Source organism: Corallococcus terminator (genome assembly GCF_003611635.1).
In the GTDB taxonomy this organism is placed as follows: domain Bacteria; phylum Myxococcota; class Myxococcia; order Myxococcales; family Myxococcaceae; genus Corallococcus; species Corallococcus terminator.
In genome coordinates this window covers 1-11,390 of the sequence record NZ_RAVZ01000313.1, presented here as the reverse complement: position 1 = coordinate 11,390, position 11,390 = coordinate 1, and the positions used below count along the sequence as shown (strand labels likewise).

Annotated in this window: 10 protein-coding genes and 1 tRNA gene; 3 read left to right on the top strand and 8 right to left on the bottom strand. The window is 68.2% G+C overall.

All coding sequences use genetic code 11. From position 1 onward, the window contains the following. The first annotated feature begins 235 nt into the window (after window positions 1-235). On the top strand, window positions 236-1,618 hold the full coding sequence (locus tag D7V88_RS32670; RefSeq protein WP_158625205.1) for a patatin-like phospholipase family protein: 1,383 nt from the start codon (window positions 236-238) through the stop codon (window positions 1,616-1,618). A 136-nt stretch (window positions 1,619-1,754) separates the two neighbouring features. Here the strand turns inward: D7V88_RS32670 and D7V88_RS32665 are convergent. Continuing rightward, a tRNA-Thr gene (locus D7V88_RS32665) sits at window positions 1,755-1,830 on the bottom strand. Window positions 1,831-2,131: 301 nt separating this feature from the next. Here D7V88_RS32665 and D7V88_RS32660 point away from each other — a divergent pair. Then, complete coding sequence (locus tag D7V88_RS32660; protein WP_120544536.1) at window positions 2,132-3,682, top strand: Glu/Leu/Phe/Val family dehydrogenase; 1,551 nt, start codon at window positions 2,132-2,134, stop codon at window positions 3,680-3,682. Window positions 3,683-3,769: 87 nt separating this feature from the next. Here the strand turns inward: D7V88_RS32660 and D7V88_RS32655 are convergent, their stop codons facing one another. Beyond that, on the bottom strand, window positions 3,770-4,129 hold the full coding sequence (locus D7V88_RS32655; RefSeq protein WP_120544535.1) for a PilZ domain-containing protein: 360 nt from the start codon (window positions 4,127-4,129) through the stop codon (window positions 3,770-3,772). Window positions 4,130-4,319: 190 nt separating this feature from the next. Here D7V88_RS32655 and D7V88_RS32650 point away from each other — a divergent pair, with 190 nt between their 5' ends. Continuing rightward, entirely contained in the window at window positions 4,320-4,952 is a 633-nt protein-coding gene (locus D7V88_RS32650) for a DUF6066 family protein (protein WP_120544534.1), read from the top strand. A 19-nt stretch (window positions 4,953-4,971) separates the two neighbouring features. Here the strand turns inward: D7V88_RS32650 and D7V88_RS32645 are convergent, their stop codons facing one another. The 6 genes from D7V88_RS32645 to D7V88_RS32620 all read right to left on the bottom strand — a co-directional run bounded on the left by D7V88_RS32645 (window position 4,972) and on the right by D7V88_RS32620 (window position 11,245). Next, window positions 4,972-6,507, bottom strand: coding sequence for a trypsin-like peptidase domain-containing protein (locus tag D7V88_RS32645; protein ID WP_167509897.1), 1,536 nt, complete (start codon window positions 6,505-6,507; stop codon window positions 4,972-4,974). 161 nt (window positions 6,508-6,668) lie between these two features. After that, window positions 6,669-7,265: a nucleotide exchange factor GrpE gene (locus D7V88_RS32640; protein WP_120544532.1), complete on the bottom strand. Its 597-nt coding sequence runs from the start codon at window positions 7,263-7,265 to the stop codon at window positions 6,669-6,671. Between the two features lie 84 nt (window positions 7,266-7,349). Next, on the bottom strand, window positions 7,350-7,598 hold the full coding sequence (locus D7V88_RS32635) for an RNA polymerase sigma factor region1.1 domain-containing protein (RefSeq protein WP_120544531.1): 249 nt from the start codon (window positions 7,596-7,598) through the stop codon (window positions 7,350-7,352). A gap of 102 nt (window positions 7,599-7,700) precedes the next feature. Beyond that, complete coding sequence (ftsH, locus tag D7V88_RS32630) at window positions 7,701-9,746, bottom strand: ATP-dependent zinc metalloprotease FtsH (protein ID WP_120544530.1); 2,046 nt, start codon at window positions 9,744-9,746, stop codon at window positions 7,701-7,703. A 149-nt stretch (window positions 9,747-9,895) separates the two neighbouring features. Further along, on the bottom strand, window positions 9,896-10,729 hold the full coding sequence (locus D7V88_RS32625) for a hypothetical protein (protein ID WP_244238516.1): 834 nt from the start codon (window positions 10,727-10,729) through the stop codon (window positions 9,896-9,898). Window positions 10,730-10,837: 108 nt separating this feature from the next. Then, window positions 10,838-11,245: a (deoxy)nucleoside triphosphate pyrophosphohydrolase gene (locus D7V88_RS32620; RefSeq protein ID WP_120544529.1), complete on the bottom strand. Its 408-nt coding sequence runs from the start codon at window positions 11,243-11,245 to the stop codon at window positions 10,838-10,840. Window positions 11,246-11,390 lie beyond the last annotated feature (145 nt).

Here is an 11,390-nt window from a genome sequence, read left to right as displayed (position 1 = left end):
AGCCGGACTTCCGGTACCTGGGCTTCTGTGGTTGATGGCTGCTGCATGGGAAGTCTCGCTCCGCCCCCTCCTGTTTCTTCAACAGGAGGCCGACTGCGGTCTCTTCCGAACTGCAACTGTAGGACTAAGCGGGCTCGCGGGCGCGGTGCTCCTGGCGGCGGCACTCGGACTCTGCTGGGCGGGCACCCGCCTGGGGGGCCTTTTGGGCGGAGCCTGGGGGCTGGTGGGCCATGTGATGCGAATGCAGGACAAGACCGTCCACAAGTATGGCATCTGTCCTGGAAGTTCCGGCGCCCAGGCGAGCCTCGACGAGAAGAACCTGGCCCTGGTGGACTGGCTGCACGTCCGCTTCAACCAGTTGGCGGGACTCGATCCCGAGGCGCCTCCACTCACCTTGAGACAGCTTGGCGAGAAGAAGATCTCCTTCAAGCTGGTGACGACCAACCTGACGCTGGGCCAGCCCTTCATTCTCCCCCTGCGCCGCGGCAGCCGCTCCTTCTACTTCAAGCGGAGCGAATTCGAACGGCTCTTCCCTCGGCCCGTCATCGAAGCGCTGGTCAAGTGGGGCAAGGCCAACCGGCCAACGCGCTCCATCCGCCTGACCGACACGGATGCGGAGGAGTTGTTGCGCTTTCCCATCGGCGAGGACATCCCGTTGGTGGTGGCCACCCGCCTGAGCCTGAGCTTCCCGCTCCTCCTGAGTGCGATCCGGATCTACTCCGTGAGAGCGGAGGCATACCGAAAGAAGAAGGACGACCCGCCCCCGCTCATCGAACTGGAGAATGACCTGGAGGAGCACTGGCTGAGCGACGGGGGCATCACCAGCAACTTTCCCATCCACATCTTCGATGCCTGGGTCCCAGAGCGGCCGACCTTCGGCATCACGCTTTACGACTCTCCCATCTCCCGCGTGCTGGAGCAGCGCGAGGAGAAGAACACCTTCCGCCCCGTGGTCCTCCCTCAGCCGAAGGACTTCGACCTGGCACGACCCCAACGGACAGCCATCGACGGGGTGCCGGACTTCCTTCGCGCCATCGTCGAGACGGCGATGAGCTATCGGGACAATGCGCAGTCAGGATTGCCCAGCTACCGTGAGCGCATCGTCCAGGTGTTTCTCGAGCAGAAGGAAGGCGGTCTCAACCTGGACATGTCAGAGCAGGTCATCGGGAGCATCCAGCAGAAGGGGCGCGAAGCGGCCGCGGAGCTCCTGGGACGCTACCCCAGCACACTCCACCCCCACTTCTCCGAACACCGCTGGGTGCGCATGCTCGTGTTGATGGCGGAGCTGGAAGGCCAGTTCCAGGAGGTGCGCGAACTGTTCTCAGAGAATGATTGGAAGGCCCAACTCCAATCGCGCTTCGCCACGCTCTTCGAGCAGCAGCTCGCTGCGCGGAAGCAAGAAGGAGCGGATTCCTGGTATCGGCCCAAGGACGGGCCCTGGTGCGAAGAGGCCGGCCGCCGCCTGGAAAAGCTGCTGGACCTCGTCGAGGCGTGGGAACAGGCCCAGAGTGCGTGGAGGGACCGGCTCCAGAAGGCTGGACAAAAGGCTCCTGCGAACTTCTTCGCCAACGACCCACCCCGTCCCAGGGGCATCCTGAAGATCACGTCGGACGCGTGATCCGGCCCGGGCGCACTCCGCAGGAGGGTGCCGGGGTGCGCGCGCGGTTGGAGCCGCACGCGAGACGTGGCCCCGAGCCCCTGCCCCGGAAACAAAAAAGGCCGGCGGTCCCTGAGGACCACCGGCCTTCTTCTTTTGGAGCCGACATCCGGATTTGAACCGGAGACCTACTGATTACGAATCAGTTGCTCTACCAACTGAGCTATGTCGGCGCGACGGCTGAAAGCGGCGCGTAAGTACCATCCGGTTCCGGGCCCCGCAAGCAGAATCTCCACCCCCGCCGCACCGCCCGCCGTCACCGCCGCTTCTTCCATCCAGAAGCCGTGACATCCATGACACGGCGCATCCGGCGGAGTGACACACCGCGTCGGCTAAGTGCGCGTCTTTTCTCCACTATTTGGAGAATTGGCGAGCTCCGCAGCGGTTGACCCCCTGTGGAGCCTGTGCACATAAGGGCCCCGCTTTCCCCTGCGGCCCCCATTCAGGGTGGGCCCTCAAGGAGCACATTCCGTCATGGCCAGCGAAGAGACTTTCATGCGCGCCCCGGCCCCTACGCCCAAGCGCACCATCTACACGGAGGCGATGGAGATCTTCCACTTCGCGGCGGATCTCATCGGCCTGGACAAGCGGGTGCGTCTGGAGCTCGAAGAGCCCGACTACGAGCACATCTTCTACGTCACCGCGAAGCTCAAGGACCGGCTCGTCCCCCTGCTGCCCGAGGAGGCCAAGTCCTTCGCCGACCTGTCCGTCACCCAGGTTCGCAACACCGAAGGCCTGGAGCGCCTGGCCAACGGCAACATCATCCTCAACGGCCGCGCCCTGCTGGGCTCCGACGTGGCCATCCGCCACGGCCACCTGCGCCTGCCGGACGGGCTCGTCTACCAGTTGGTCCCCGGTGAGTCGCAGCGCTTCAAGGCCTACCGCGTCCAGCACAACCAGGCCCGTGGCCCCTACAAGGGCGGCCTGCGCTACCACCGCGAGGTGTCCCTGGACCTCTTCAAAGCGCTCGCCGCGGAGATGACCTGGAAGACCGCCATCGCGGAAGTCCCCTTCGGCGGCGGCAAGGGCGGCATCCAGTTGGATCCCCGCGAGTACGGCCGCGAGGAGATTGAAGCCATCACCCTGCGCTTCATGTACCGGCTCAAGAGCCTCATCGGGCCGAACATCGACATCCCGGCGCCGGACGTGGGCACGAACCCGGAGATCATGGCGCTGCTCTACCGCCAGTTCTCCGACGGTGAGCGCGAGCGCCACAACCTGCGCGGCATCGTCACCGGCAAGGACGTGCGCATCGGCGGGTCCGAAGGCCGCGGCAAGGCCACCGGCCAGGGCGTCGCGTTCTGCATCGAGGACTACTACGCCGACCGCGGCGAGAGCGTGAAGGGCAAGACGTTCGTCCTCCAGGGCTTCGGCAACGTGGGCAGCCACGCCGCCATCATCCTGGGCAACATGGGCGCGCGCCTGCTCGCGGTGAACGACGCCGACGGCTCCATCTTCAACGGCGACGGCATCGACGTGAACGCGCTGGCCGCCTACGTGCAGGATCCCAAGAACCTCAAGCGCTCCGTCATCGGGTTCCCCGGCGCCCAGCGCATCGAGAAGAAGGACCTCTGGGACGTGCAGGCGGACATCCTCGTCCCCGCCGCCCTGGGTGGCGAAATCACCGCCGAGGTCGCCGAGCGCCTCAAGGTGAAGCTCATCGCCGAGGGCGCCAACGGCCCCACCACCCCGGAAGCCGACCGCGTCCTGCAGAAGCGCGGCATCGAGCTCATCCCGGACATCATCGCCAACGCCGGCGGCGTGACGGTCAGCTACTACGAGTGGATCCAGAACAAGCGCATGGAGCGCTGGAGCGAGGCGGAAGTCGATCAGCGCCTCGAGCGCGCCATGAAGCGCAACTACCGCATCATCCGGGACATCTCGCGCAACCAGCCGCGCAAGACGGAGATGCACGACAGCCGCCCGTACTGCATCGGCAAGAACGTGGACAGCCGCTGCGCCGCGATGATTCTCGCGCTCAAGCGCATCGAGGCCCACTACCTGCTCGAAGGCTTCTCGCAGTAGGCATCCGCGTCAAAGCAGCTTCGAGGTCCCACGCCCGGGGCACGGTGTCTTCCCTCTCTCAGGGAAAGGGCCGTGCCCCGCGGTTTTTCAGTGCATCACCCGCTCGCGGTCCACCAGGAGCAGGGGCGCGTCGTCCATCGTCTCGTACGCCACGATGCGCAGGCCCACGCCGCGGCTGTTGCCCTGACGCCCGTCCTTGCGCCCGAAGGCCAGCGCCACCTGGTAGCGCACCTCGCACAGGCACGTCATCTCCGTGCCGTCCTCGCCCGCGAACGTCACCTTCAGCTTCTCGCCCAGCCCCAGCGAGTCGCGCACCTCGATGAACATGCCCCGCGCGCTGATGTTGCGGCCAATGCCCCGCATCATCCCGTCCTGCGTGGACAGGTACACGGTGAAGATCTTGTCGAATCGGAGGTGGTTACGACGTTCCTGCGGCTGGGTGTTCATGGCGGGGATGGCCTCCGAAACAGGGGGTGACAGGGACAAACTACATGGTGGCTACATGTAGGCAACTTATCTACCTACATCCACCCTGCCCCACCAAGCCCCACCCATGGGAAAGCCCTGCCCCCGGCGCGTCCGGAAGTGGCAGCATCCCTGGGGTCGTCATCCCCCCTCTTCTTGGGAGTTCCCGCTCGTGAATCGCTTCCTGGCCGCCGCCTTTGCCCTCCTTGTGCCCACGCTCGCCCTGGCCGACGTGGACTCGCGCTTCGCGAAGCTGCGCGACGAGTCCGAGCCCCTGGGGGCGCTGGGGGCCTTCCTGGAGAAGTACGTGGGCGAGTGCGACGGGGCCTTCGTGGACCCTCAGTGCAAGGCCAACGCGGAGGCCTTCCGCAAGAAGTACACGGGCAAGCGCCTCTACATGATCATCACGGAGGACGACGCCACCATGCTGTCCGCGGGTGACTACAACCCCGGCAACAACGACTACACCATCAACATCACGCCCTTCTTCGGGGGCGGGAAGTACGCCCTCACGCACGGGGCGCCGAAGAAGACGGACGCCCAGGGCAACCCGGTGATGAACTACCTCACGGTGAGCGGCACGGCGCCGGACGGGTGGAATGGCGGCGTCTTCAGCCGCCTGTTCTCCACGCGGGGCGTGCGCGCGCAGGTCGTCTTCACGCCGCAGAGCGTGTGGTCGCTGCCCAAGAAGGGCGGCGGGAAGGTCTACGGCGTCAACGCCCGCGTGGAGGCCATCGTCCTCACCGAGGGCCGCAGCGGCGGACACATGGGCCTGTGGCTCAACGGCAAGGACGCCCCGAAGTAACCAGGCGCCCTGCCCCGCTTCAGCGGGCGATGGCGATGTACTGGAGCGCGTCGCCCCGCTGGACGCGCAAGAGGATGCTGGCCCCCGCGCTGCCCCGCTCCAGGGCGGCCTTCACCCCGGCGGAGTCCTTCACCCGGCGACGGTTCACCTCGGTGACGACGTCGCCGGCGCGCAGGCCGGACTGCTCCGCCGGGCTGCGCGGGACGACGCCGGACACCAGCGCGCCCAGGAAGGCTTCGTAGCCCAGGGGCGCGGCCACCTCCGGCGTCAAATCCCGGAGCACCAGCCCCAGGTCATTCGCGGTGCTGCCGCCCCGGTTGGACAGGCCCTCGGTGGCCTCCTGCGCCGGGCGCGCCACCAGCCGCACCGACACCTCCTGCGTGCCACCTTCGCGCAGGAGCGTCAGCTTCGCCTCCGTGCCCGGCGCCAGCAGGGCCACCTTGCGCAAGAGCTGCAGGTAGCTGCCAATGGGCCGGCCATTCACCGCCACCAGCCGATCTCCAGGGCGGATGTTCGCGGCGGCGGCGGGGCTGCCCCGGTAGACGTCCTTCACCACCGGCGCCGTGGTGGTGGCGGCCACGCCGTCCTCGTTGATGACGACGCCCAGCCAGCCGCGCTCCAGCTTGCCGTTCTCCCGCAGGTTGGGCAGCAGGTCCTTCACCAGGTTGATGGGCACCGCGAAGCCGATGCCCTGGCCCTCGCTGATGATGGCGGTGTTCACGCCAATCACCTCGCCGCGCATGTTGAAGAGCGGGCCGCCGGAGTTGCCGGGGTTGATGAGCGCGTCCGTCTGGATGAAGTCGTCGAACTGGCCCACGCCCAGCACGCGCTCCTTCGCCGAAATCATCCCGTGCGCCACCGAGTGGTCCAGGCCGAACGGGTTGCCAATGGCCACCACCCAGTCGCCCACCTCCAGCACGTCCGAGTCCCCCAGGTACACCGCCGGCAGGGTCCCCAGTCCCGCGCCGCTCAAGCGCAGCAGCGCCACGTCCGTGGACGCGTCGCGGCCCACCACCTCCGCGGGGAACTCGCGGCCGTCCGCCAGCCGCACGGAGATCTGCTGGAGGGGCACTTCGCGCGGGCCGCCCTTGTCGGGGGTGACGCCGGAGCCGGACGGGTTCACCACCGGGCCCTGGGCGTTGGCCACCACGTGGTTGTTGGTGACGACGAGCCCGTCGGCCGTCAGCACGAAGCCGGAGCCGGTGGAGCGCTTCACCGCGCCCGGCAGCGCCCCGGGGCCCACCGTGGTGATGTTCACCACGCCCGCCTCCACCGCGCGGATCAGCGGCGCCAGTGACGTGGGGGGCACGAAGTTCGCAACGCCCGCGCTGCCGGCCGGGCGCTCGCGCCACAGGGCGGACCCGCCGGCCGTGCCCTCGGAAACGGGCGACGATGGCGGCGGGGCGGCGAACCAGGCGGTGTGCTCGCGAACCCGGGCCTGGAGCCAGGGCTGGAGCGGATCCTCGGCGGCCCCGGCCACGGGGGCGAGCGTCACCGCGAAAAGAAGGCTGAACAGTCGGACGGACACGGGGCGGCAGCTTACACGGCGGGCCATGGCGTCAGGCCCCAACAGACCGTCCGGCTCCACCCTTCCCGGCGCATGAGAGGCCAGGAAGGGGGCCAGCCCCCGCAAGCCCCCGGAGTCTCGCCAGGGCGTCAGAAGAGCCGGCGCCAGAGCTTCGCCAGCGCTTTACCCCAGCGCCTGGGGACTGCCCTTCAGGCCTGTGCCGGGGCCACGTACCGGGCCACCTTCACCCGGGCCGGGCGGATGATGCGGTCCTTCAGGCGGTAGCCCGCGCGGAACTCGGCCACGACCTTCTGGTCGTCGTCCTGCACGGGGGTGATCTCCATGTCCACCGCCTCGGCGACGTTGGGATCATAGGGACGGCCCACCATCTGGATGCGCTCGATGCCGGTGGCCTGGGCCTTGGCGAGGAGGCTGTCGCGGATCATCCGCACGCCCTGGGCCAGCGGCGAGGTGTCCTGCTGGCTGGAGGCCAGTGCCAGGTCCAGCTCGTCGATGGCTTCCAGGAGCGTGCCGGCGACGTTGCCGCGCTCCACGTCGATCATCCGCTCCCGCTCGCGCGTCAGCCGCTGCTTGAACTCCTCGCGGTCCTTGTTGAGGTCCTGGTACGCCCGGGCCAGCTCGTTCACCCGGCGGCGGGCCACCTCCAGTTCCGTCTGGAGCCGCGTCACTTCGCCGTCCGATGCGGCCTCGCGGTCCTCCGGAAGGTCGGTCGAAGAAGCCTCCCCCGCCTCGTTGGCGGGGGACTGCGTCTCCGGGGTCTCGTCGCTGCGGGGCTTGCCGTCCATTGTCGAACCTGCGCCAGGGGGTTGAAAGAGCGGACCTTGATACGCGGCGCGAACCTAACCGCGAGGGCGCCCCTGTCAACGCGGCTAGTGGTTGGAAGGAGCAGCCGGTGGGGCCTCGGCCATGAAGCCGTGGTCCACCTGCCCTGTCACCTCATCGATGATCTCCACCTGAGCGGCCCGGAGCGAGTAGTAGAGGAGCCACCGCTCGGCGGCCGTCAGCGTCCCCGGAGGCAGCGCCTCCTCGATTTCCTGCACCGTGAGCCGGCCTTCCTTGAGGCCCTTGGCGAACAACGACTTCCGCGCGACGTAGCTCTTCCCAATGCGGTTCTCCACGGCGACGCCTCCTTGTCTGCCAAAAGTAATTTCGCCCACCGGTCACCGCAGGCTGGCGGTGGATCCGGTGGGCGAAGGTCTGCCCGGAGGGCAGGCAAGCACTCAGGAGTCGTACTTGCCCTGCGTGTGCTGCGTGGGCGGCACGACGGGTTCCGCGTCGTTGCTTCCCACCGGGTGCGCGGAGATCACCGTGCGCGCCTCCGGATGCAACAAGCCCCGCTGTGCCAGCACCTTGGGCCCCAGGATGGCCGTCATCGCTTCCTCCTCGATGACCTCCGTCGCCAGGAGCCGTGCGGCCAGGGCCTCCACCTTCTCGCGGTTCACGCCGAGGACCTCGCGGGCGCGGTCCAGCGCCTCGGAGACCATCTTGCGGACCTCGTCGTCGATCATCCGGGCCGTCTGTTCGGAGTAGCTGCGCGACTCCGGCAGGCCCGCGCTCCTCAAGAAGCCCGGCCCCTGGTCTCCGCTCAGCGCCACCGGCCCCAGGCTGCTCATGCCGTAGTCACGGACCATCATCTTGGCGATCTCCGTCGCCTGCTTGATGTCGTTGGAGGCGCCCGTGGACACCTCGCCGATGAAGAGCTCCTCCGCGGCACGTCCGCCCATCATCCCCGCCATCTTGTCGCGCAGTTCGTCCACGGACATGAGGTAGCGGTCTTCCAGGGGCAGCGACATGGTGTAGCCCAGCGCCGCCAGGCCTCGCGGGATGATGGACACCTTCGTCACCCGTTCGGCGTACGGCAGCATCCAGCCCACCACCGCGTGGCCTGCCTCGTGGTGCGCGACGATCTCCTTCTCGCGCTCGTTCATGCGGCGGTTCTTCTTCTCCAGGCCCGCCACCACGCGTTCGATGGCCTCCTCGAAGTCCGCCCGCATCACCGCGTCGCGGTTCTTGCGCGCGGCCAGCAGCGCCGCTTCGTTCACCACGTTGGCCAGATCCGCGCCGGCGAAGCCCGGCGTGCGGGAGGCGATCTGCTTCAGGTCCACGTCGGTGCCCAGCTTGACGCCCTTGGCGTGGATCTCCAGCACCTGCTCACGGCCGCGCTTGTCCGGACGGTCCACCAGCACCTGCCGGTCGAAGCGGCCCGGGCGCATCAGCGCGCTGTCCAGAATCTCCGGACGGTTGGTCGCCGCCAGGATGATGAGGCCCGCGCGGCTGTCGAAGCCGTCCATCTCCGCGAGCAGTTGGTTCAGCGTCTGCTCGCGCTCGTCATGGCCGCCGGCCACGCCCGAGTTGCGGCTCTTGCCGATGGCGTCCAGCTCATCAATGAAGATGATGCACGGCGCCTTGGCGGTGGCCTGGGCGAAGAGGTCGCGGACACGCGCCGCGCCCACGCCGACGAACATCTCCACGAACTCCGAACCGGAGAGGTTGAAGAACGGGACGCCCGCCTCACCGGCGACGGCCCGCGCCAGCAGCGTCTTGCCCGTGCCCGGAGGGCCGACGAGCAACACACCCTTGGGGATGCGGCCCCCCAGACGGCGGAACTTCTCCGGCGTCTTGAGGAACTCGACGATTTCGCGCAGCTCGTCCACGGCCTCGTCGACGCCGGCCACGTCCTTGAAGCCCACGCCGGTGTCGTTCTCCGCCTGCACCTTCGCGCGCGTCTTGCCGAAGCTCATGACGCTCTGCGGACCCTGGCCCATGCCGCCGGACATCCGGCGCATCATGAAGCTCCAGAAGAGGATCAGCAGGCCCATGGGAATGAGCCAGATCCACAACACCTCGCTGAAGCTCGACTGCGGCACCGCTTCGAACTGGACGCCCTTCTGCTCCAGCAGCGGAACCAGCCCCTCGTCCCCGGGGACGCGGTAGGCCATCCACGGCAGGGCGCTGGGCTCGCTGCGCAGCGTGCCCTTCTCACCCGGAGGCGGCTGGGCGTTGTCCTTGAGGAATCCCTTCACCCATTCGTTGGAGATCTGCACCCGGCTGAACTGGCCGTTCTCCACCGCGTCGCGCAGTTGGCTGTACGACACCCGGCGAACACCCGCGTCCTGAAACACGTTCCGGAACAGCAGGAACCCCAGGACGAGCAGGAGGATGTAGCCCAGTGGTGAGCCGAACTTGAACCCACCTTTCGTGGGTGGTGGCTTGTCGCTCTTCTTCCCGCGCGGGCCCATCCCCGGCGGCAGGTCCTGTGGCTTCATCGTCGGCACGCTCGCCCTCCCCCTCCCCCGTACACACAGACGACATGTCGTGTGACGGTTCCCTTAGCCGGCCAAAGATGGTCACCCCCGCCAAGCCGTCAACCGCCGGTCGTGACAGGATGATGACTGAGGCGCGCCGAAGTGTTGGATCAGCGGCAATCCACGCGGACCAGGGGCTCCCCCGTGAACTCACTGCCCAGCAGGTAGCCGCGCCCGTCCTGTAGAAAGGTAATGGCTTCGGCCTGGGCCTGGCTCGCGCCGGGCACTTCCACCACCTGGGCGCCGACCAGATCCTCCAGGCGCTTCGCCCCCGGCTTGCGGACCTCCCAGACGCGCGTGTACGTGCGCACCAGCAGCCGCTCGCCGGACGGGTGCAGCGAGGCGCTGGTGGACAGCCGGTCCACGTCCTCCGGCACGCGCAGGGTGCCCAGCTTCGTGGCACTGCCGGAGCCGCCCTGCTTGAGGCCCTCCACGACGTACAGGTCGCCCAGGGACGCGCGCGTCTTCGTCAGCACCGCGATGCGGCCGGAGCGGGCGTCGATGATCAGCGACTCGGTGTCGTGCGGGCCGTCCGCATAGGTGAAGGGCAGCGCCTCCACCGGGAGCGTGGCGTTCGCGATGGACTCCGGCTCCGTCACGCGGAACAGGCGCACTTCCTTGCGACGCTCGAAGTTGTCTCCGGTGTCCGCCAGGAAGACGCAGGTGGCCTTCTGTCCCGGCTCGCACGGCCCCACCGCCACGTCCTCGATGTCGCGGGGATCCGCGCCGGTGAGCGTCAGCGTGGCCTTCACCGCGCCCGTCTCATCCAGGGCGAACAGTTCGAAGGCGTTGTTGGAGTCGTTGTGTCCCCAGAAGATGCCGGGGTGGCGCTGGCTGGCGGCCAGGCCCGACAGCTCCGGCACCTGCCGGGGCACGGTGCCCGTCTTGCGGCCGTCCGAGTAGAGGACGCATCCCTCCTGGCCCGTGGCCGGCACCTGCTGCATGCCCGCATCCGGGGCGGTGGAGGCGGAAGGGACGGGACGGGAGCTGGAGCAGGCGGACGCCAGCAGGAGGCCCGCGACGGCGAACAGACGCGAAGAGGGGCGCACGGGTCAGTGGTCCAGGTCCAGCAACCGGGCCAGCGTCTTGGCGTCCGCGTCGGGGAAGCGGTACTGCCCCATCTCCTCCAGCGCCACCCAGCGGTGGTCATGCACGCGCAGGTGGTGGATCTCCGCCCCGCTCTCGCTCAACTGGCAGCGGAACACGCGGAAGTCGATGTCGTAGGTGGGGTACTCGTGGTGGGTGTGCATCACCTGCTCCAGCACCACGATGCGGACGCCCATCTCTTCCTGGAGTTCGCGGGCGAGCGCCGTCGCGTCGTCCTCCCCCTCCTCCACCCGGCCGCCCGGAAACTCCCACAACAGGGGCAGCGACGCCTTGGGGGGCCGCTGGGTGATGAGGTAGCGACCCATCTCGTTCTGGAGCATCGCGCCGACGACTCGCACGTGACGACGGGTCATTCACTTCTCCTCAGTAGGTGTCCCAAGGACCAGGGGCAGGGAGCGGCGGCCTAACACAGGCCCTGACTGGCGCCAATGCCGCAGGGGCCTTCTCCAGGGCAGCGTGCGCATGGCCGGGACGAGCGTCCACCCCGCCACCTTCTTC

Bases quoted from the DNA above. Each gene is read 5' to 3' on its own strand.
- D7V88_RS32670 (WP_158625205.1), top strand. From the start codon at position 236: ATGCGAATGCAGGACAAGACCGTCCACAAGTATGGCATCTGTCCTGGA.
- D7V88_RS32660 (WP_120544536.1), top strand. From the start codon at position 2,132: ATGGCCAGCGAAGAGACTTTCATGCGCGCCCCGGCCCCTACGCCCAAG.
- D7V88_RS32655 (WP_120544535.1), bottom strand. From the start codon at position 4,129: ATGAACACCCAGCCGCAGGAACGTCGTAACCACCTCCGATTCGACAAG.
- D7V88_RS32645 (WP_167509897.1), bottom strand. From the start codon at position 6,507: ATGGCCCGCCGTGTAAGCTGCCGCCCCGTGTCCGTCCGACTGTTCAGC.
- D7V88_RS32640 (WP_120544532.1), bottom strand. From the start codon at position 7,265: ATGGACGGCAAGCCCCGCAGCGACGAGACCCCGGAGACGCAGTCCCCC.
- ftsH (WP_120544530.1), bottom strand. From the start codon at position 9,746: ATGAAGCCACAGGACCTGCCGCCGGGGATGGGCCCGCGCGGGAAGAAG.
- D7V88_RS32625 (WP_244238516.1), bottom strand. From the start codon at position 10,729: ATGCAGCAGGTGCCGGCCACGGGCCAGGAGGGATGCGTCCTCTACTCG.
- D7V88_RS32620 (WP_120544529.1), bottom strand. From the start codon at position 11,245: ATGACCCGTCGTCACGTGCGAGTCGTCGGCGCGATGCTCCAGAACGAG.